Origin of the sequence: Pseudomonas sp. R37(2017) (assembly GCF_002113375.1) — a bacterium.
GTDB lineage: Bacteria > Pseudomonadota > Gammaproteobacteria > Pseudomonadales > Pseudomonadaceae > Aquipseudomonas.
Genome location: NZ_NEHO01000022.1, coordinates 27,159 through 50,451 on the forward strand (window position 1 = coordinate 27,159; position 23,293 = coordinate 50,451).

At 63.7% G+C, this 23,293-nt stretch carries 9 protein-coding genes; 8 read left to right on the plus strand and 1 reads right to left on the minus strand.

The genetic code is table 11. The annotated features are described in order from the left end of the window. Positions 1–286 precede the first annotated feature (286 nt). The 7 genes from CAG47_RS24995 (at position 287) to CAG47_RS25025 (ending at position 19,642) form a co-directional block, all read left to right on the plus strand. Entirely contained in the window at positions 287–11,233 is a 10,947-nt protein-coding gene (locus tag CAG47_RS24995; protein WP_085728446.1) for a peroxidase family protein, read from the plus strand. 217 nt (positions 11,234–11,450) lie between these two features. Then, positions 11,451–12,680: a Zn-dependent hydrolase gene (locus tag CAG47_RS25000; RefSeq protein ID WP_085728448.1), complete on the plus strand. Its 1,230-nt coding sequence runs from the start codon at positions 11,451–11,453 to the stop codon at positions 12,678–12,680. Positions 12,681–12,804: 124 nt separating this feature from the next. Then, complete coding sequence (locus CAG47_RS25005; protein ID WP_085728450.1) at positions 12,805–13,830, plus strand: histone deacetylase family protein; 1,026 nt, start codon at positions 12,805–12,807, stop codon at positions 13,828–13,830. Between the two features lie 230 nt (positions 13,831–14,060). After that, entirely contained in the window at positions 14,061–15,965 is a 1,905-nt protein-coding gene (locus CAG47_RS25010) for a sigma-54-dependent Fis family transcriptional regulator (RefSeq protein WP_085728452.1), read from the plus strand. Continuing rightward, positions 15,965–17,683: an ABC transporter ATP-binding protein gene (locus CAG47_RS25015; protein WP_085728454.1), complete on the plus strand. Its 1,719-nt coding sequence runs from the start codon at positions 15,965–15,967 to the stop codon at positions 17,681–17,683. The genes CAG47_RS25010 and CAG47_RS25015 overlap by 1 nt, the downstream gene beginning before the upstream one ends. Continuing rightward, positions 17,673–18,350, plus strand: a complete 678-nt coding sequence (locus tag CAG47_RS25020) for a S8 family serine peptidase (RefSeq protein WP_085728456.1) — start codon at positions 17,673–17,675, stop codon at positions 18,348–18,350. Before CAG47_RS25015 ends, CAG47_RS25020 begins: the two co-directional genes overlap by 11 nt. Then, positions 18,347–19,642, plus strand: coding sequence for an NAD(P)/FAD-dependent oxidoreductase (locus CAG47_RS25025; RefSeq protein ID WP_085728458.1), 1,296 nt, complete (start codon positions 18,347–18,349; stop codon positions 19,640–19,642). Before CAG47_RS25020 ends, CAG47_RS25025 begins: the two co-directional genes overlap by 4 nt. A 123-nt stretch (positions 19,643–19,765) precedes the next feature. Here the strand turns inward: CAG47_RS25025 and CAG47_RS25030 are convergent, their stop codons facing one another. Next, a complete protein-coding gene (locus CAG47_RS25030) occupies positions 19,766–21,256 on the minus strand; it encodes an aldehyde dehydrogenase (protein WP_085728460.1) in 1,491 nt (496 codons plus the stop codon). Positions 21,257–21,690: 434 nt separating this feature from the next. Between CAG47_RS25030 and peaA the strand changes: the two genes are divergently transcribed. Beyond that, positions 21,691–23,271: a quinohemoprotein amine dehydrogenase subunit alpha gene (gene peaA / locus CAG47_RS25035; RefSeq protein ID WP_085728462.1), complete on the plus strand. Its 1,581-nt coding sequence runs from the start codon at positions 21,691–21,693 to the stop codon at positions 23,269–23,271. Positions 23,272–23,293: the final 22 nt, after the last annotated feature.

Sequence of the window (23,293 nt, forward strand, 5' to 3'; positions counted from 1 at the left end):
TGACGGGGCCTTTGGCAAGTTGCACCTTCTGTTCAACCTGCGTTCATGGGCCGTCGCCTCCTTGAGGGGCAATACCTGCCTGTAGGCACGGTTGTCACGGGGAACTGATCCTCAATCGAGCACTGCTGATTGCACGCCATTCAGCAAGGGCTCGGTGCGCCCGCAATAGCAGGTCCCGTCGTTCACTTTTCGCTTTTCAGTTATGGGGTTCAGCACTAAACCACGCGTTTACAGCCGTGTTTCATGCGCGTGGTTTCCTGATTGGTTAAGCATCGAGGAAACAGCCATGGCCAGCTTCATCAAGTCCGATCTCGAATTCATTCTCGAACAAATTTTCATCGCTGAACGGCATGCGGCAGGCGAGAGTCTGGCCGACATGCTGCCGAACGTCGAAGTTCCCTTCGGCCTGCGCACCATCACCGGCATCGACAACAACCTGGCCAATCCCCAGTTCGGTGCCGCCGACAATTTCTTTCCGCGCATGACGACGCCGGTGTTCAATACCGCGCAGGTTCAGCCGGTCGGTTTCTTCGGTCCCACCGATCCTGGCGGAACCACGCCCACCTCCTATCTGCAGACCAGCGGTGCGGTCTTCGATTCGCAGCCGCGCACCATCAGCAACCTGATCGTGGACCAGACCGCCAACAACCCGGCTGCGGTCGCGGCCGCAGCGGCCAATCCGGATTCACAGACCGTCACCAGCCCCGGCCTGGATGGCCTGTTCGGCACCGCCGACGACGTTTCCGTTTTCCAGATTCCCAACATCACGCCGGATGCAGGCCTGACCGTACCGTTCAACCAGTGGATGACGTTCTTTGGCCAGTTCTTCGACCATGGCCTGGACCTCGTCACCAAGGGCGGCAGCGGTACAGTCTTCATTCCGCTGCAGCCCGATGACCCGCTCTTCGTACCGGGCAGCCCGACCAACTTCATGGTGCTGACGCGTGCCACCAATCTGCCTGGCCCCGACGGCATCCTGGGCACCGCCGATGACATCCACGAGCAGAGCAATACCACCTCGCCGTTTGTCGACCAGAACCAGACCTACAGCTCGCATCCCTCGCACCAGGTGTTCCTGCGCGCCTATGAACTCAACGCCGCCGGCGATCCGGTCGCCACTGGCAAGCTGATCACCAATCGTGACCTGGGCGTCGATGGGCATTTCGGCACCGCGGATGACGTCGAAATCGGCGGCATGGCCACCTGGGCAGTCGTCAAGGCCCAGGCCCGTGATCTGCTCGGCATCAATTTGACCGATGCGGACGTATTCGACGTACCGCTGCTGGCGACCGATGCCTACGGCAACTTCATCAAGGGGCCCAACGGTCTTCCACAAGTCGTGATGAAAGGCGCGGACGGCATTGCCGGCACGGCCGATGACGTGCTCGTCGAGGGGAATCGGGCCGCGCCGATCAGCCTGACGAACGCCGTGCGCACCGGCCACCAGTTCCTCATCGACATCGCCCACAGCGCCGATCCGACCGGTGGCCTGACGGCTGACACGGACACCGTCATTGGCGGCCCGCAAGCACCCGGCACCTATGACAACGAGCTGCTCGACAAGCACTACATCGCCGGCGATGGCCGCGTCAACGAGAACATCGGCCTGACCACGGTGCATTCCATTTTCCACAGCGAGCACAACCGGCTGGTCGAGCAGACCAAGGAGACGGTGCTGGCTTCTGCCGACCTCGATTTCCTCAACAAGTGGCTGATGCCCGACGCTCAACTGACAGCGCTGCCAGTGACGCCGGCCGAAATCGCGGCCCTGCACTGGAACGGCGAGCGGTTGTTCCAGGCCGCCAAGTTCGGCACCGAGATGCAGTACCAGCACCTGGTGTTCGAGGAATTCGCGCGCACCATCCAGCCGCAAGTGGACGTCTTCCTGGCACCCATGGGCAACGACACCACCATCAATTCGGCGATCGTCGCCGAGTTCGCGCACACGGTTTTTCGCTTCGGTCATTCGATGCTGCTGGAGACGGTCGATCGTTTCGACCCCAACTTCAACGTCGTCGGCGACGGCAATCCGGTCGACCCGGGCAATCAACAGACCGGCCTGATCGCAGCCTTCCTCAACCCGCTGGCATTTGCCGCGAGCGGCCCGACCCCTCAGGAGGCGGCTGGCGCCATCGTGCGCGGCGTGACTCGGCAGGTGGGCAACGAGATCGATGAGTTCGTCACTGACGCTCTGCGCAACAATCTGGTCGGCCTGCCGCTCGACCTTCCCGCGCTCAACCTGGCACGTGGCCGGGACGCCGGCATCCCGTCACTGAACGCGGCGCGGCGCGAGTTCTACCACATGACCGGCGACAGCCAGTTGACCCCCTACACGAGCTGGGCCGACTTCGTGCAGCACATGAAGCACCCGGAATCGCTGATCAACTTCATCGCCGCCTACGGCACGCATTCAACCATCACTGCTGCCACGACGCTGGCGGACAAGCGCGCCGCGGCTGCGGATCTCGTGCTCGGCGGCGCCACGGCACCGGCCGATCGCCTGGACTTCCTGAACAGTACCGGTGCCTGGGCCAGCACCGCCGGGGCGGACGGTATTCTGCACACCGCCGACGACGTGACCACCACCGGCCTTGACGCCATCGACTTCTGGATCGGTGGCCTGGCCGAGGAGAAGATGCCCTTTGGCGGCCTGCTGGGTTCGAGCTTCAACTTCGTCTTCGAAACCCAGTTGGAAAATCTGCAGAACGGTGACCGCTTCTACTATCTGGCCCGCACCGCAGGGCTCAACTTCGGCACCGAGCTTGAGAACAATTCGTTCGCCAACCTGGTGATGCTCAACAGCAACGCAACGCACCTGCCGGCCAACATATTCCAGACACCGGCCTTCATCCTCGAGGTCGACCCGCTGCACCAGTTCAACCAGAGTGTGGTGGCCGGCCCTGACGGTATTGTCGGCACGCTCGACGATCTGCCAGCCAACGCCGACCCGTTTGGCCCGTCGGATCACCCGATCGGCTCACCACGGAATGACCCTTTCACACCGCTGGTGATCCGCGACAACCCCGACACGGTAGGCCCGGATACCAACTACCTGCACTACACCGGCGGCGATACGGTTGTGCTGGGCGGCACGGCCGGCAACGATATCCTCATTGCCGGTGACTCGGACGACGATACCGTCTATGGCGACGGCGGCAACGACCGGCTCGACGGCGGCTACGGCAACGACAACCTCTTTGGCGGCGCCGGTGACGACATCATCACCGACATCGGCGGCGACGACGTCATCCACGGCGATGACGGCAACGACGTCATCCAGGCCGGTAACTCGACCCTGGCCGGCAACAACCTGGTCCTGGGTGGTGCGGGCAAGGATTTCATCATCACCACCGAAGACATCACGATGACCTTCGGCGGCGCGGGTGACGATTTCATCCTCGGCGCCAAGGTCAACCTCGCGCCGACCGGCAACGAAGGCGATGACTGGATCGAGGGCGGCACCCAGGACGGTGCGCCCGGCGATAACATGAGCCCGACACTGACCGACGATGTGCCCGGCAACGACATCTTCATCGGCACCGGCGGATTCGATGAAATGATCGGTGAAGGCGGCGACGACATGTTCGTCGCCAGCGATGCCCAGGACAAGATGGACGGCATGTCCGGGTTCGACTGGACCACCTACAAGAATGACAAGTACGGCGTGACCGTCGACATGGTCGTTCCCTTCTTCAGTCCCTATCACCCGGTGGCCGATGCCGCGGGCAATATCGTGGGTGCATTCGCGCAATCGGCCGATGCGGTCTATGACCGGTTCGCCGAAGTGGAGGGCCTGTCGGGGTCGGCCTTCGGCGACTTCCTGCGCGGCGATGAACAAAACGCCGCCATCATCGCCAACATCACCGCCAGGGGCAGCATCCTCACCAACTTCGATCTCGTCAGCGGCCTGCGCGACTTTGTCGGCAGTGCCGGTTTCGGTGCCGACGGTATCGGGGGGACGGCCGACGATCAGTTCGGCGCGGGCAACATCATCCTCGGCGGCGATGGCAGCGACATCATCGAAGGCCGTGGCGGCAGCGACCTCATCGACGGCGACAAGTGGCTCAACGTGCGCATCAGCGTGCATCAGAACCTGGATGGCACCGGACCGGAAATTGCCAGCTTCGACAGCATGACGCCGCTGATCCCGCTCATGCTCAACGGCACCTTCAATCCCGGCCAGCTCGTCGCCGTGCGTGAGATCCTGCCGGGCGTGGGCGGCTTCGACACCGCCAACTTCCTGGGCCCGCTGGCGAACTACACAGTCACCGTCAACGATAACGGCACGCCGGCCGACTTTTCCGACGACATCGTCACCGTGACCGACAATGTCGGCAAGGAAGAAACCGACCGACTCACCCATATCGAGCGGCTGCAGTTCTCCGATCAGTCGATGGTCCTCGTGCCCGGGCTCAACGCTGAGCCCGTGGGGGCGCTGGCGGTGGATAACACCACGCCGACCGTTGGCCAGGTACTGACGGTGTCGGCGGCAGGCCTCACCGATGGCGACAACGCGGGCGGGGCGATCCACAATTCCATCAGCTACGTATGGCAGTTTGAAGCGACACCGGGCTCGGGCGTCTTCGAGGACATCATCCTCGGGCCAGGCCGCATCGGTATCGGCTTTACCAGAGCGGACACGCCCACTTTGAAGGTGACGTCGGATCTTGCCGGCCTGGCGGTGCGCGTCAAAGGCATCTATGTGGACGATCATGGCGTGACCGAGCAGGTATTCTCGGCACCGACCACGTTAATTGCAGCCGCGCCACCGGCCCCCGTGGCGGCGCCTTCGCTGATCGATCCGCAGACCACGGCCCCCAGCAATGGTGTGCGTTACACGCAATCGGACCTGGCGTTCATCCTTGACCAGATCAAGATCGCCGAACACCACGCGGCTGGTGAGAACCTGAACTCGCTGCTCGACAACATACGGATGCCATTCGGTTTGCGTACCGTCGAAGGGACGGAAAACAACCTGCTCCATCCCGAGTTCGGTGCCGCCGATAACCCATTCCCGCGCCTGACCACGCCGGACTTCCGCCCGGCCGAAGCCGGTACGAGTTACACCCAGACCAGCGGCCTGGTGATCGACTCGCAACCGCGGACCATCAGCAACCTGATCGTCGACCAGACCGCCAACAACCCGGCGGCGGTCGCGGCCACCTTCGATCCTGGCCTGGATGGCGTCCTCGGCACCGCTGACGATGTCCTCAAGGTCGGTGCGCAGGTGGTGACCGGAACCCGCACAGACGGCACGACGTTCCAGACATTCTTCGACCCGAACGTGAGCCCCGACGCGGGCCTGACCGCGCCCTTCAACCAATGGATGACCTTCTTCGGCCAGTTTTTCGACCATGGCCTGGACCTTGTCACCAAGGGCGGTTCGGGCACCGTGTTCATTCCGCTGCAGCCCGATGACCCGCTGTTCGTGCCCGGTAGCCCGACCAACTTCATGGTGCTGACGCGCGCCACCAATCTGCCAGGTCCCGATGGCATTCTGGGCACGGCCGACGACATCCACGAGAACACCAACACCACCTCGCCGTTTGTCGACCAGAACCAGACGTACAGCTCGCATCCTTCGCACCAGGTGTTCCTGCGCGCCTATGAGCTCAACGCAGCGGGCGATCCGGTCGCCACCGGCAAGTTGATCACCAATCGTGATCTGGGCGCCGATGGGCATTTCGGCACCGCTGATGACGTTGAAATCGGCGGCATGGCCACCTGGAAAGTGGTCAAGGCGCAAGCCAATGATCTGCTGGGGATCAACCTCACGGATGCCGACTTCGACAACGTGCCATTGCTGGCGACCGACGCCTACGGCAACTTCATCAAGGGTCCGAACGGCTTTCCGCAGGTGGTGATGTTGGGTGCGGACGGCATTGCCGGTACGGCCGACGACGTGCTCGTCGAGGGCAATCCGGCGGCGCCCATCAGCCTGGTCAACGCCGCGCGCACAGGCCATGCCTTCCTCAACGACATCGCGCACACCGCCGTTCCGGTGGACGACAACGGCGTAGCGCTGCTGCCCGATGCCGACACTGTCACGGGTGGCACGCCTGCGCCAGGCTTCTACGACAACGAACTGCTGGACGCGCACTACATTGCCGGCGACGGCCGGGTCAACGAGAACATCGGCCTGACCACCGTCCATTCGATCTTCCACCATGAGCACAACCGGCTGGTCGATCACACCAAGGAGGTGGTCCTGGCGACTGCGGCAAGCGGCGATGTATCGTTCCTCAACGAGTGGCTGCTGACTCCCGTCACTGCTGTTCCCGCCGACACTTCGACCCTGGACTGGAACGGCGAGCGCCTGTTCCAGACGGCGAAGTTCGGTACCGAAATGCAGTACCAGCACCTGGTGTTCGAGGAGTTCGCGCGGACCATCCAGCCGATGGTCGATCCGTTCTTCGCCCCGGGCCAGGTGTACGACACTGCGATCGATCCAAGCATCGTTGCCGAGTTCGCACACACCGTCTATCGCTTCGGACACTCGATGTTGCTGGAGCAGGTCGACCGGCTGGATCCGAACTTCGCCTCGAGCGATATCGGGCTGATTCAGGCCTTCCTCAATCCGCTCGAGTTCGCCGGCAGCGGCGCCACTCCGGAAGAGGCGGCCGGTGCCATCGTGCGCGGCGTGACCCGGCAGGTGGGCAACGAGATCGATGAGTTCGTCACCGAAGCCCTGCGCAACAACCTGCTCGGCCTGCCGCTCGATCTGGCCTCCATCAACCTGGCGCGCGGCCGCGATACCGGCATTCCGTCCCTGAACGCGGCGCGGCGGGAGTTCTATTTGCCCACCGGTGACGCCGAGCTCAAGCCCTACACGAGCTGGGCCGATTTCGTGCAGCACATAAAGCACCCGGAATCGCTGATCAACTTCATCGCCGCCTACGGCACACACTCGACCATCACCAGCGCCACCACGCTGGCGGACAAGCGTGCCGCGGCTGCGGACCTGGTGCTCGGCGGCGCGACTGCACCGGCCGACCGTGTCGACTTCCTCAACAGCACGGGTGCCTGGGCCAGCAACGCGGGTGCGGACGGTATTTTGCACACGGCGGACGATGTGACCATCACCGGCCTGGATGCCGTCGATTTCTGGGTTGGCGGGCTGGCCGAGGAGAAGATGCCCTTTGGCGGCATGCTCGGCTCGACCTTCAACTTCGTCTTCGAGAACCAGATGGAGAAACTCCAGGACGGCGACCGCTTCTACTATCTGGAGCGCACCGCCTCGATGGACTTTGGCGCCGAGCTTGAGAACAACACGTTCGCCTCGCTGGTGATGGCCAATACCAACGCAACCCACCTTTCGGGCAGGGTTTTCCTGACCCCGGCCTACACCCTGGAGGTCAATCAGGCGCAGCAGTACAACCCGAGCGTGATTGCCGGTCCCGACGGCGTTGTCGGCACCGCCGACGATCTGCCGGCCAATGCCGATCCATTCGGTCCGTCGAACCATCCAATTGGCTCGCCGCGCAGTGACTTCCTCACGCCGCTGGTGATCCGCGACAACCCCGCCACAACGGGCCCGGATACCAACTACCTGCACTACACCGGCGCGGACACGGTCGTGCTGGGCGGCACGGCCGGCAACGACATCCTCATTGCCGGTGACTCGGACGACGACACGGTCTATGGCGATGCCGGTAACGATCGGATCGATGGCGGCTACGGCAACGACCAACTCTTTGGCGGTACCGGGGACGACATCATCACCGACGTGGGCGGCGACGACGTCATCCACGGCGAGGACGGCAACGACGTCATCCAGGGCGGCAACGGCCTCAACCTGATCCTTGGCCAGGCTGGCCAGGACTTCATCATCACCGGCGAGGACTCGGCCGACAGCAGCGGTGGGCTGGGCAACGACTTCATCCTCGGCAGCAAGGCGAACGAGTTCGCCCGCGGTGGTGAGGGCGACGACTGGATCCAGGGCGGATCCGCCGATGGTGTTGCCGGCGACAACTTCGACGCGTTCGGCAATGACCCGATCAACGGCAACGATGTCTTCATGGGCGATGGCGGACCGGACAACTTCGACGGGGAGGGCGGCGATGACATCATGATCGGCAGCCCCAGCGAAGCGGACCGTTTCATCGGGTTCTCCGGGTACGACTGGGCGACCTACAAGGACGATCCTGCCGGAATCACCATGGGCCTCAACTCCAGGCTGCGCTTCTTCGACCAGCCAGCGGTACCGGGCTCCAACGCGTCGATCCTGGCCCGGCTGGACCTGGTGGAAGGGTTGTCGGGATCGTCCCACGCCGATTTCCTCAGCGGCGATGACTCCACTGCCGACTTGCTCGCCGTTGCTGGCGCCAAGGGCAGCGTGCTCACCAACTTCGGCCTCATCAGCGGCCTGCGGGAACTGGTCGGTAGCGCCGGCAACGGCGTGGACGGCATCGCCGGCACAGCCGACGACAAGTTCGACGGGGGCAACATCATCCTCGGTGGCGCCGGCAGCGATGTCATCGAAGGCCGTGGCGGCAACGACATCATCGATGGCGACAAGTGGCTCAACGTGCGCATCAGCGTGCGGCAGAACATCGATGGCACCGGGCCGGAAATCGCCACCTTCGACAGCATGACACCCCTGGTCCCGCTCATGATGAACGGCACCTATAACCCCGGCCAGCTCCAGATCGTGCGCGAAATCCTGACGGCGACCGGTCCCGACTTCGACACGGCGTTGTTTTCCGGCAATCGTGTGGACTACACCGTGGTCGATAACCTCAACGGCACCTTTACGGTGACCGACAGTGTCGCTGGCAGGGACGGCACCGACACCCTCAGCCATATCGAGCGGTTGCAGTTCGCCGATCAGGCGATGGTGCTCGGCGGTTTGAACTCGGCGCCAGTCGGTTCGTTGCGCATCGACGATCCAACGCCCGCCGTCGGCCAGACGCTGACGGTATCGGCGGCAGACATCACCGATGCCGACAACACGGCGACCGGCGGCGCGATCACCAGCCCCATCAGTTACTTCTGGCAATTCGAAGCGCGCCCCGGCTCGGGTGTCTTCGAAGACATCACCTTCTTTGCCGCCGGCGAGGTTGCGCGTGCAGAGGGCACGACTGTCACAGTGGGCTCGGAACTCAGGGTCGCACCACCGGCAACCCTCATTGGCGCCGTGCCGGCTATTCCGCAACTCGTCGTGGCAGCCGGACTGGCCCTGCGCGTCAGGGCAGTCTACAAGGATGCCAATGGCGTGCTGGAAGAGGTGTTCTCGGCGCCGACCGCACCGATCACGGCGGCCGGTACCGGTACCATCAATATCCTGCCGGTTGGCACGGTGCTGATCAGCGACACGACCCCGGCGAAAGACGCGATCCTGACCGCCACGGATGCGTTCACCGACGCCAACGGGACCACGACCTCGGTGATTGCCCACCAGTGGCAAATGGGCAGCGGTGCGATCTTCACCGATATCGTTGGCGCGACAGGCACGACCTTCACACCCGGCCAGGCGCAGGTCGGTCAGCAACTGCGTGTCGTCGCGACTTACACCGATGACTTGGGCACGCTCGAGCGAGTCACCTCTGCCGCAACGTTCGTGGTCAGTGATGTGTTTGTCGGTACCGCCGGTGTCGATGTATGGACCGGCACGGCAGGCGACGACGTGGCCAGCGGAGGTGCTGGCAATGACATCCTCAACGGCTTGGGCGGCAACGACATCCTCAATGGCGATGCGGGCAACGACCTCCTCATTGGCGGTACGGGGAATGACCAGATGGCCGGCGGAACCGGCAACGATACCTACCGCGTCGATTCAGTCGGGGACGTGGTGGTCGAGGCGCCGGGCGAGGGGCAGGACTCCGTTCAGACCACGCTGGGCAGTTACACGCTGGGCGCCAATGTCGAACATCTGCTTTACCTCGGGACCGGCGACTTTGTCGGCAACGGCAACGCGTTGAACAACGTCATGACCGGTGGAGTGGGGAATGACACGCTCAACGGCGGTGCCGGCAACGACACATTGCTCGGTGGCGCCGGCAACGACGTGCTCATTGGCGGTGCGGGCAATGACCGGATGACCGGCGGAGTCGGCAACGATACCTTCCTCGTCGATTCGAACGGAGACCAGGTGGTCGAGGCGGCAGGTGAGGGTTCCGATTCCGTACAGACCACGCTGACCAGCTACACGCTGGGCGCCAATGTCGAGCATCTGCTCTACCTCGGCGCCGGCAACTTCACCGGCAACGGCAACGCGCTGAACAACGTCATCACCGGCGGGGTGGGCAATGACAGCCTCAACGGCGGTGACGGCAACGACACATTGATGGGCGGTGCCGGCAATGACGTCCTCACTGGCGGCACGGGTAATGACGCAATGGTCGGCGGAGCCGGCAACGATACCTTCCGCGTCGATTCAGTCGGGGACCTGGTGGTCGAGACGGCGGGCGAGGGTGCCGACTCCGTACAAACGACGCTCAACAGCTACACACTGGGCGCCAATGTCGAACATCTGCTCTACCTCGGAGCCGGAAACTTCACTGGCACCGGCAACGCGTCGAACAACGTCATGACCGGTGGGGTGGGTGATGACACCCTCAACGGTGGTGACGGCAACGACACATTGCTGGGTGGTCGCGGCAACGACGTCCTCAATGGCGATGCGGGGGCCGACCGGTTGGAAGGCGGAGCCGGCAATGACACCTACCGCGTCGATTCAGCCGCGGACGGAGTCATCGAGTTGGCGGGTAACGGTGAGGACTCGATACAGACGTCGCTGTCCAGCTACACACTGGGCGCCAACACCGAGCATCTGCTCTTCACCGGGGTCGGCAACTTCGTCGGTACCGGCAACGCGTCGAACAACGTCATGACCGGTGGGGTGGGGGATGACATCTTCAACGGCGCGGGCGGCAACGACACATTGCTCGGTGGCGCCGGCAACGACATCCTCGATGGCGGTGCGGGTAACGACAGTGTTGCTGGCGGTGCCGGCAACGACACGATGAATGCCGCCAGTGGCAACGATATCTTTGTGTTCGCTGCGGCCTTCGGTAACGACCGGATCCTCGGCTTCGATACCGATGCGGCGGGAGGTCAGGATCTGCTCAACATCGCCGGGCTGAACATCACGGCAGCGACCTTTGGCAGCAGTGTCAGCGTCGTCGATCTCGGGGCGGATACGTTGCTCAACTTCGGCGCGGACTCCATCACCCTGGTCGGTGTGGCCGATCCAACAACTGTCACGGCCTCGGACTTCATTCTGGCCTCGTAAGGTCCTGGCAAGTCCTGTCGCAGAACGGAGGGGAGGGCAATGGATGCCCTCCCTTTTCTTGTTTCTCAAATATAAATCCTGCTAATACTTCGAATAATAAATAGAAAATTGACTAATCATTGTCCCGAAACGAAAAATCATCCCCAGACCGTCGCCATGCCAGCGCTGAACGGGTGGAACTGGCCAAGGCCTGAGCTGAATTTTCCGGGAGAAACTCATGTTGAAGATTAATGGCGATCGCCTCTGGGCGAGTCTGATGGCAATGGCCGAAATCGGTGCCACCGCCCGTGGCGGCAGCTGCCGCCTGGCCCTGAGCGACGAGGACAAGGCCGGTCGCGAACTGTTTGCCCACTGGTGCCGCGAAGCCGGCATGACCCTGAGCGTGGATGCCATCGGCAACCTGTTCGCCCGCCGCGCCGGTACTGATCCCGACGCTGCACCGGTGATGATGGGCAGCCACCTCGACACCCAACCCGAAGGCGGACGCTTCGATGGCGTGTACGGCGTGCTCGCCGGCCTGGAAGTGGTGCGTTGCCTGAACGATCTGGGCATCCAGACCCGCAAGCCGCTGGAAGTGGCGGTGTGGACCAATGAAGAAGGCGCACGCTTCACCCCGGCGATGTTCGGTTCGGCAGTGTTCACCGGCATCATGGCGCTGGACACCGCGCTGGCGGTGCGCGACATCGATGGCATCAGCGTTGCCGAGGCGCTGCAACGTACCGGTTATGCCGGCGGGCGCCCGCTGGGTGGCGCGGTGGATGCGTACTTTGAAGCCCACATCGAACAGGGGCCGATCCTCGAGGACAACGCCAAGAGCATTGGCGTGGTCAGTGGCGGCCAGGCGATTCGCTGGCTCGACGTACGGGTCGAAGGCATGGCGGCCCACGCCGGCACCACGCCGATGCCGCTGCGCAAGGATGCCTTGTACGGCGTGGCGCAGATGATCCAGGCCATCGAAAGCCTGGCGGCGGACTTCGCCCCCGAAGGCCTGACCACGGTCGGTGAGCTGAGCATCAACAAGTCGTCGCGCAACACCATTCCGGGCCTCGTCAACTTCACGGTCGACTTGCGTCATCACCGCGATGCAACCATCGAGGCTATGGAACGGCAGGTCCGTGCGCGGCTTCAGGCAATCGCCGACGATCGCGGATTGAAACTGGCAATCACCCCACACTGGATCAGTCCGGCGACGCCATTCGACGCTGACTGCGTGGCGGCGGTGCAACAGGCCGTGAATGCGTTGGGCTACGCCCAGCAATCGATCGTCAGCGGTGCCGGGCATGACGCGATCCACCTGGCGCGGTACTGCCCGACGGCCATGGTATTCATCCCTTGCGTCGCAGGCTTGAGCCACAACGAAGCCGAAGATGTACTGCCCGAGGATGTTCGACAGGGCGCCGATGTGTTGCTCAACGCAGTTCTGTCGCGCGCCGAAAAAGTCAACTGAACCCAGGCCCCCTGTAGGAGCGAGCATGCTCGCGATGGCGGCACAGGCACCGCAGGGGGTCAGACCGCCAGTGTCATCGTTGGCGACCATCGCGAGCGTGCTCGCTCCTACAGGTATTCATTCCATGCGCAGTTTTTTCCACCCCGAACAATTGCTCCACCACCCACGCAGTTACTACTCCCGTGGCCAGATGCGCACGCCGCAGGAAGTGCCGGAGCGTGCGCAGCGCCTGGTGCAGGCGTCTCATGCGTTGGGTTTTACCGTTGAACAACCGGCCGATGCCGGTCTCGCTCCGCTGCTGGCTGTGCACGGCGCCCCGTACCTGGCGTTCCTGCAGGAAGCCCATCAGCGCTGGAAGGAAATTCCCGAGGACTGGGGGGACGAGGTGATGTCGAACATCTTCGTGCGCGAACCCAATGCCCTGCGCGGGATTCTTGCGCAAGCCGCGCGCTATCTGGCCGATGGCAGTTGTCCGGTGGGCGAGCAGACCTGGCGTTCGGCCTACTGGTCGGCGCAAAGCGCCATCGCCGGTGCCCGGGCGTTGCTCGATGGCGAGCCGGCAGCCTATGCCTTGTGCCGTCCACCGGGTCACCACGCCCGGGCCGAAGCGGCGGGCGGTTTCTGTTATGTGAACAACGCGGCGGTGGCGGCGCAGGTATTGCGTGCCGGTTTTTCGCGGGTGGCGGTGCTGGATACCGATATGCACCACGGGCAAGGGATTCAGGAGATTTTCTACGACCGCGATGACGTGCTCTACGTTTCGGTGCACGGCGACCCGACCAACTTCTATCCGGGGGTCGCAGGTTTTGCCGAAGAGCGCGGTACCGGGTCAGGCGAGGGTTTCAACCTGAACTTGCCGATGGCTCATGGCGCCAGCGAGGCCGACTTCCTCGAACAATTGGAGGTTGCGCTCAAGGCGGTGACGGACTTTGGCGCCGAGGTGCTGGTGCTGTCCCTGGGCTTCGATATTTTCGAGCTGGACCCGCAAAGCAAAGTGGCGGTGACCCGCGAAGGTTTTGCCGTGCTTGGCCAGCGGATTCGCAGCCTCGGGCTGCCGTGCCTGATCGTGCAGGAGGGCGGCTATCACCTGGAGAGTCTGGAGGATAATGCCAAGGCGTTTTTTGTCAGCCCTGAGGTGTGGCAGCTCTGATTTATCGGCGTCTGTGACGACGCCTTCGCGAGCAGGCTCGCTCCCACAGTCGAAGATTGGCGGGCGACGCTGAACCTGTGGGAGCGAGCCTGCTCGCGAAGAACGCTGATACGGTCCACCTGACGGAACACAAGCGCCCTACGGCACTTGCCATAGCCCTGACGTTAACGTAAAGATTGCGGCAGGGCGCCGACGTATGACGGCGCAGGGCGGATGACCCGGAGCGCTTGATGACGCTGATAAAAACAAATTCCCCCAAACAGCATCGCGAAGCCCGGCTGGCCCGGGAAAAACTGCACCTGGAAGGCGAAGTGCCGGACGGCGTCCTGCGTGCGGAAATCGATGCTTCGTGGCGACGCAGCCTGAGCCATGGCGTGCATTTCAATGCCAAGCACGAGCTGGCGCTGGAATCGAGCGCCAGCCTCGACGTGTTGCTGGCCAGCAATCGCCTGCTGATCGACGCCGCGTTGCCGGCCATCGATTACCTGGCCGAACGTCAGGGCAAGGAAGGGCTGATCATCCTGGCCAACTCCGATGCCACCATCCTCGCCGTCGAAGGCCGCGCCGACCGTCTCAAGGGCAGTGGCCTGCAGGACATTACCCTCGGCGCCTGCTGGAGCGAAGCGGTCCGTGGTACCAACGCCCTCGGCACCGCGCTGGTGGAAGCGCGACCGACCCTGATCGATTGTGGTGAACATTACCTGGATCGCCTCACTGATTTTTCCTGCACCTCGGTGCCGATCCATTGCCCCCGGGGCGACATTCTTGGCGTCCTCGACCTGACCCGCGAAGGCCCGCTCGGCCGCGCCCACGACAGCACGGCGCTGTTGGCCATGGCTGTCAGCCAGATCGAAAGCCGGGTGTTCAACGCCAGTTATCCGGACGAAATCGTCCTGGCTTTCCACAGTCGACGGCAATACCTGGAGTCCCCGTGGCAAGGCTTGCTGGCGGTGAGCCTCGGCGGGCAGATCCTGGCGGTCAGCGCCCAGGCCTGCCAGTTGCTTCACGCCGAGCGCTCGGCTTTGGTCGGGCGGCGCTGCGAGGAGTTTCTCGGCGTCGACGGCCTGCAATTGTTGGCGCGCCTGCATCAGGGCGGTGTCGGCAGCCTGCAGACCGCCAAGGGTGAATTTTTCTACAAGACCCTGCGCGCGCCACAACGCACGATCAACGTCGGCAATCCACCGCGCACTACGGCGAAAACAGCCAAGGCGCAACCGGATCTGGAAGCGCTGGCCGGCAGCAACACGCGCTATGCCCGTGCCTTGCGCATGGCCCGCCAAGGCCTGGCCAATGAACTGCCGGTCTTGTTGCTGGGTGAAACCGGCACCGGTAAAGAAGTGATCGCCCGCGCCCTGCACATGGCCGGAGCGCGTTGCGACAAACCTTTCGTGGCGGTGAACTGCGCGGCCATTCCCGAAGGCCTGATCGAGTCCGAACTGTTCGGCTATCGCGAAGGCGCGTTCACCGGTTCACGCCGGGGCGGCATGGTCGGGCGCTTGCAGCAGGCCCATGGCGGTACCCTGTTCCTCGATGAAATCGGCGACATGCCTCTGGCCCTGCAAGCCCGGCTGTTGCGGGTGTTGCAGGATCGCAAGGTCGCGCCCCTGGGCGCGGGTGAAGAACAGGACATCGACGTCGCGCTGATCTGCGCCACCCACCGCGATCTCAAGCGCCAGGTGGAGGAAAAACACTTTCGCGAAGACCTGTTCTACCGGGTCAACGGCATCAGCGTGATGCTCCCGGCCCTGCGCGAACGCGAAGATTTCGGCGCACTGGTCAGTCGCCTGCTGACGACACTGGGCGCCCCCGCCGCGGTCCTGCACGACGACCTCGATCGTTTGCTCGGCGGCTATCACTGGCCCGGCAACATTCGCCAGCTGGAGATGGTCCTGCGCACTGCGCTGGCCATGCGCGAGCCGGGTGAAACCGTGCTGACCCTCGACCACTTGCCCGACAGCATGCTCGACGAATTGACCGCCAGCGAACGCCCACAGGCCGGCAGCATCCGTGAAAACGAACTGGAGCTGATCCGTCAGTCCCTGGACACGCACCAAGGCAATGTCTCGGCCGCCGCCGACGCCCTGGGCATCAGCCGCGCGACTCTGTATCGCAAGCTCAAACAGTTGCGTTCGTGATGCAGCGACTGATCGTTCGGCTGATCGACAGCCAGGACCCCGAGGCCCTGCAAGCGTCGCTGCGCTGGCTGTATGGCTTTGTGCGCCCCCATCGCCTGGCGATTGCCGGGCTGCTGGGCCTGTCGGTCTGCGCCTCGGCGTTGGTACTGGTGCAGCCGTGGCTGACCAAGCTGTTGATCGACGATGGCCTGTTGGCGCGCAACTTTCCAATGCTGGTAGTGATCGCCGGGCTGATGATCGTGGCCGGGCTGCTGGGCACGGCGCTGTCGGGCATCAACCGCTACCTGCACACGCGCCTGTCCGGGCGCATGCTGTTTGCCCTGCGCGATGACCTGTACCGGCATTTGCAAACCCTGTCGCCGAGCTTTTATGGCCAGCGGCGCATCGGCGACCTGATGTCGCGCCTCGATGGCGATGTCGCGGAAATCCAGCGGTTCGCCGTGGACTCTCTGTTCTCGGCGGTGTCGAGCGTGATCGGCCTGGTGGTTGCCATCGCGATGCTGTTGACGTTGTCCTGGAAGCTCTCGCTGCTGGCCCTGGTGTTGATTCCCCTCGATGTCCTCTGGCTGCGCTGGATGCGGCGCAAGGTCGAGCGCGATGTGCGGCAGTTGCGCGAGCGTTCGGCGGACATGTCGTCGTTCATGGTCGAGACATTGCCGGTGATGAAGTTCATCCAGTCCGCCGGTCAGCAACAGCGTGAGGCGCGGCGTCTCGAGACACTGGGGCAGGGCTACATGAGCCAGTTGCTGCGCCTGCAAGTCACCGAATTTTTCACCCAGGCCGTACCCGGCACGCTGACCTCGCTGTCTCGGGCCTGCGCATTTCTGATCGGCGGTTACTGGGTGGTGCAGGGCACCTGGCAACTTGGTGCGCTGATTGCCTTTTCCACCTACCTGGGGATGGCCGTGGGGCCGGTGCAAAGCCTGCTCGGGCTTTACGTCGCCATTCAGCGGATGACCGTCAGCCTCGGCCGGGTCATGGAGTTGCGCGGGGAACAACCGACTGTATTGACGCCCGCCGCGCCACGCGCGATGCCCGATGGTGGTGATCTCTGCTTCGACAACGTGCACTTCGCCCATCCTGGTCGCCAATCGACCCTGCGCGGCATCGAAGCGCGGATTCCCTACGGTATGAAAGTGGCCCTCGGCGGTGGCTCGGGCGTGGGGAAATCCACCCTGATCGACCTGCTGCAACGACATCACGATCCGCAATCGGGCCGGGTCCTGCTGGGTGAGGTCGATCTGCGCGAACTGGATCTGTTCCAGCTGCGTCGGCGCATTGCCGTCGTCAGCCAGGATATCGTGCTGTTTCGCGGCAGCCTCGCCGACAACCTGGCCTATGCGGTGCCGGACGCCAGCCGCGAGGCGATTGCCGAGGTGGCGCGGCTGGCGCAACTCGACAGCCTGATCCAGTCCTTGCCCGAAGGCCTCGACAGTCCGCTGGGCGAGCGCGGTCAGCAGTTGTCCGGCGGGCAGAAGCAACGCATCGCAATTGCCCGTGCGCTGTTGCAGGATCCTCTGATCCTGGTGCTCGATGAAGCCACGTCCGCGGTGGACGAGGCCACCGAGCGCGAAGTCATCGACGCCATCGACCGCTTGTTTGCCGGGCGTACGCGCATCCTGATCAGCCATCGCCCTTCAACCCTGGCCGATGCCGATCTGCGTTTCGAACTGCTCGACGGCGTGCTGACGTCGAAAACGGTGCTGCATGAAATCTGAACTGCGTATCGGTGTGGTGGACAGCGGCCACTCGGCAGCACAGCGGGTTCAGGTGATCGCCGGTCGGCGTTTTTCATTGCTTGATGACGGCCTGGCCGAGGGCGACTTGCGCGACGATCCACTCGGACATGGCAGTGCGGTGATCGAGGCGATCGGCCGGCGCGCACCCTCGGCGCTGTTTTGCGTGGCGCAGGTGTTCGACCGGCGCGGTGTCACCAGCGCCCTGCAGATCGCCACGGCGATTGACTGGCTGCTGGGGCAGGACGTGCGACTGATCAATTTGAGCCTTGGCCTGCGCCAGGACCGCAGCCTGTTGCGCGCGGCCTGCGCGGCAGCGGTGGCGCGGGGCGTGCTGCTGTGTGCGTCGAGCCCGGCCCAGGGGGAAGGGGTGTTTCCGGCCAATTATCCGCAGGTGTTGCGGGTAACCGGCGATGCGCGCTGCGCGGAACAGGAATGGTCGTGGCTCAACACAGCCCAGGCGGATTTCGCCGCGTGTGTGCAGGGCACCTACCCGGGGCAATCCGGGGCGAGCCTCGGTTGTGCCGCCTTGAGCGGGCACATCGCCGGGTTCCTCGTCGAACAACCCGGCGCCAGCAATGAGCAAGTTCTCGAGTGGTTGCGCGAGCATGCCCGTTACCGTGGCCCGGAACGGCGCTTCGGGCCATGACCGACATCGTCATTCTTGGCGCCGGACCGGCCGGCGCCGCCGTCGCACTGGGGCTGCGGCGGCTGGGCCATGGCGTCACGCTGATCAGCGAGTGGCGCCGGTTTGCGGCGCTCGAAGGGGTATCCGTGCGGGTTCTGGAAGCCTTGCGCAGCGCCGGCCTGCAACACGCACTGGCGGATGCGGCCTTACCGTCCCAGCGGCAGGTCTCGTGGAATGGCCTGCAACATGCGCAGAACATCGAATACTTGCTGGACCGGCCGATTTTTGACCGGGGCCTGCGCGAGGATCTGCGCCTGGCGGGGGTCGAGTTGATCGAGGGCCGGGTGCTCACGGTTCAGTCATCGGCCGATGGCCATCGAATTGAAATCGACGGCCGCGAACCGCTGTTCGCGCCGTTTCTCGTGGAGGCCCGCGGACGCCAGGCCCCGGCAATCGGCAAAGGCCTGCGCGGCCCCGAGACCGTCAGCTTGCTCAATCGCTGGCAGGGTTCGCCGGGCAGCATCGCCAGCGCCGTGGAAAGCCTCGAGGATGGCTGGGCATGGATGGCGCGCCGTGCCGATGGCCAGTGTTACTGGCAATGGACGGTGGACGTGGCCAGCGCCGGGTTGCCGGGCAAGGCCCTGTTGCTCGATTACTGCCGGCGACGGCGCCAGGGTTCGCAGCTGGCCACGGCATTTTTTGCTGGCGGAGCAGAAACCGATCTACAGCTGCATGCCCGCAGCAGCACGGCGATTCTGAGCCCCCGGGTGTGTGGCGAAAACTGGATTCGGGTCGGCGATGCGGCAATGGCCGTGGATCCGCTGTCGGGCAATGGTGTCTTTCAGTCGTTGTCTTCGGCGTTGCAGGCTCCGGCGGTGATCAACACGCTGTTGAGCAAGCCCGAACGAGCGGCGCTGGCCCAGCGTTTTCACCAGCAGCGGGTGGAACAGTTGTTTTTGCGTTTTGCCCGAATCGGCCGGGATTTTTATGCCGATGAACAGCGTTGGCTGGACCAGCCTTTCTGGCAGGCACGACGGACCTGGCCGGACGCCGAAGTGGCCCATGCCGAAGCGGATTTCAATGCACTGAGGATCGAGCGGGCGCCGGTGCTGCGTGATGGGCTGGTCGATGAGGTCGAGGTGGTGATCACGGCGGATCAGCCATTGGGTATCTGGCATGTGCAGGGGGTCGAGGTGGCACCGTTGGTGCGCAGACTGCGCAGTGAGCCGGCTGAACAGGTGTTGGCCGGGTTGACGGTGGAGCAGGGAAGGAGGGTTCGCGGTTGGTTGTTGGCTCAGGGGTTCAAACCCTGAGTTCCGGGTTGTCCGGATGGGCCTCATCGCGAGCATGCTCGCTCCTACAGGGGAATTGTGTACGGCGCAAAATCACTGTAGGAGCGAGCCTGCTCGCGAAGGCGGCCTAAAGAACGGCGCAAATCACAACTTGATCAACACCGACTTCAATTCGGTGTAATGCTCGATCGCCGCATACCCCATCTCACGCCCGACCCCGGACATCTTGTAGCCGCCGAACGGCAGCGCCGGGTCCAGGGCGCTGTGGCAGTTGACCCACACCGAGCCTGACTTGATGCGCGGAATCATCCGGTGCACCGCCGCCAGGTCATTGGACCAGATACTCGCCCCCAACCCGTAGGGGCTGTCATTGGCCATGCGCAAGGCATCGGCTTCGTCATCGAACGGGATGGCCACCAGCACCGGGCCGAAGATTTCTTCCTGCACCAGCGAGTGCTTCTGATCGACGTCGACAATCACCGTCGGCTTGACGAAGAACCCCGGACCAAACTGCTCGCCACCGCAGGCAATGGTCGCACCGCTTTCCCGGCCCTTTTCGATGTAGCCGTATACGCGCTCCTGCTGCCGCGCCGAGATCAACGGACCCATTTCGACACTCGGGTCCAGGCCGTTGCCGAGTTTCATGGCGTTGGCGATATCGCTGATGTCCGCCACCACATTGTCGAAATGCTTGCGCTGCACATACAGCCTGGAACCGGCGCAGCAGACCTGGCCCTGGTTGAAGAAAATCGCGCTGGCGGCTCCGGCCGCGGCCGTTTTCAGGTCGGCGTCGGCCATGACGATAGTCGGCGACTTGCCGCCCAGTTCCAGGGTGACCCGGGTCATGGAGTCCATGGCGATCTTGCCGATCTGCTTGCCCACGGCGGTGGAACCGGTGAAGGTCAGCTTGTCCACCAGCGGGTTGTGGGTCAGCGCCGAACCTGCGGTGATGCCGGTGCCGGTGACGACGTTGAACACGCCTTCGGGATAACCGGCTTCCAGTACAAGCTCGGCGAGTTTCAGTGCGGTCAGCGGGGTTTCGTCGGCGGGTTTGAGCACTACGGTGCAGCCGGTGGCCAGGGCCGGGCCGAGTTTCCAGCAGGCCAGCAGCAGCGGGAAGTTCCAGGCGACGATGGCGCCGACCACGCCCACCGCTTCACGACGGATGAAACTGTGGAACTGGTCGTTGGGCATCAGCGGTGCCGACACGTCAACGGTCGAGCCTTCGATCTTGGTCGCCCAGCCGGCCATGTAGCGCAGGAAGTCGATGGACAGTTGTACGTCCATCACCTGGGCCACGGCTGCGCTTTTACCGTTGTTCAGGCATTCCAGTTGCGCCAGCAGTTCGGCGTCGCGCTGCATCAGGTCGGCCAGTTTCCACAGCAGGTTCTGCCGCTCCCGGGGACGGGTGCGGGTCCAGGCCGAATCGTCGAATGCCTGGCGGGCGGCGAGGACCGCACGGTCGACATCTTCCGGCGTGGCCCGTGGCACCACGCACAACACCTCACCCGTGGCGGGGTTGTGCAGGGGCATGGTCTGGCCGTCGGCGGCCTCGACCCAGTCACCGCCGATCAGCATGCGCGGGGCGCGTTGGATGAACGCCGAAGTGGCGGGAAGCAAGTTTGGCAGCGACATGTTGAAACCTCGTCTTGTTCGTGTGACGAGGTCTTTCGCAATGGCTGTGCCAGTTGTGGTTTTTACCTTCGAAAGCCCGAACGGGCGGGCCTGGCCGTTGTTTTCAGAACCGGCATGACGCCAACAATCGTCGCAAATTGCGACGCCCTGTAGGAGCGAGCATGCCGCAAGCGGGCACCCGCTCCTACAGGGGTGTCTCAGGTTGCAACAGTTGTCGCGAAATTGAACGTGTTGCCGCGATGACATGACTGGCAAAACTCCCACAGATTCCGACAAGTTATTGATTCAATGAGGTATTCGTAAGCTGGCACGCTCTGTGAATTGCTCATCGCAGACGTTTCTCTTGCCTCCGTCAGCGGATCAACGCCGGCGGCAGAAACCATAAAAACGATAAGCCACAACAATAAGAACGCACCGTGCGAGGTTCGACGTTGATGAAGAGAAAACTCCGATCAGGCATGAGCGCCAGCCTGCTGGCCGTAGCCACGTTAGTGGCGCTGCATTCGCCCCATAGCCTGGCAGCCCGCGACGCCCAGACCATCCTCAAGGAAACCTGTCAGGGCTGTCACACCCCCGAAGCCGATAACGCCCTCAGCCGCATCAGCCACCAGCGCAAAACGCCGGAAGGCTGGCTGATGAGCATCGCCCGGATGCAGACCATGCACGGTTTGCAGATCAGCGACGACGATCGTCGCACGCTGGTCAAATACCTGGCCGACACCCAGGGCCTGGCGCCGAGCGAAACCGATGGCGTGCGCTACGCACTGGAGCGCCGGCTCAACACCGTCGAGCACTTCGACGACCAGACCAGCCAGATGTGCGGCCGCTGCCACTCCGGTGCGCGGGTCGCCCTGCAACGGCGTCCGGCGCAGGAGTGGGAACGCCTGGTGAATTTCCACCTCGGTCAGTGGCCATCCCTGGAGTACCAGGCACTGGCCCGTGACCGCGACTGGTTCGACATCGCCCGCAAGGACATGGTGCCGCTGCTGGCCAAGCGTTATCCGCTGGACAACCCCGCCTGGAAACAATGGCAGAGCGCGGCGCCCAAAGCCGATGCACTGGTCGGCGACTGGAGTTTCAGCGGCCACTTGCCGGGCAAGGGTGAGCTGGCTGGTGTGATGAGCGTCACCGCTGACGGCAGCGATACCTTCAAGGTCAGCGTCAAGGGCCAGTACGCCGATGGCAGTCCGTTCAATGGCGACGGCAGTGCAATTCTCTACACCGGCTACGAATGGCGCGGCAACGTGACCATCGATGGCGTGACCATGCGCCAGGTGTTCGCCGCGCAAGGCAATGCCATGCAGGGGCGGATGTTCGAGGCCGAGCACGACGAGCGCGGCCTGGACTTCGTCGCCGCCAAGCAGGGTTCCCAGCGCTTGCTGGCAGTGCAGCCGGGCTATGTGAAGGCCGGTAGCGAAACCGAAGTGACCCTGATCGGCAGCGGCCTGAGCGGCAAGCCGAACTTCGGCAAAGGCGTGGAAGTGGTCGAAGTCGTCTCCCAGAGCCCGGAGCAGATCAAAGTCAAACTCAAGGCTGCCGCCAATGCCCAGCCGGGCCTTCACGCAGTCACCGTCGGCACGCTGAAAGGCCCGAGCCTGTCGGTCTACAGCAAGATCGCCGAAGTCAAGGTCGTACCGGAATTCTCGGTGGCGCGAATCGGCGAGGGCGGTGGCTCGACGCCGAAAGTCCAGGGCCGTTTCGACGCGGAAGCCTGGGGCAAGGGCGCCGATGGCAAGCCCTATCGCATCGGCGTGTTCCCGGCGCAATGGAAGGTCGAGGCCTTCGACGACCGCGCCAGGGAAGACGAAGACGTCAAGTTCGCCGGCACCATGCAGGCCGACGCGGGCGTGTTCACCCCGGGCGATGCCGGGCCGAACCCGGCACGCAAGATGTCCACCAACAACGCCGGCAACCTCAAGGTGATCGCCGCCGTCGACGACTCAGGGAAATCCCTGACCGGCGAAGGCCACATGATCGTGACCGTGCAACGCTGGAACAATCCACCCATTCCGTGATGTTGAAGCGAGAGCTTGGCTG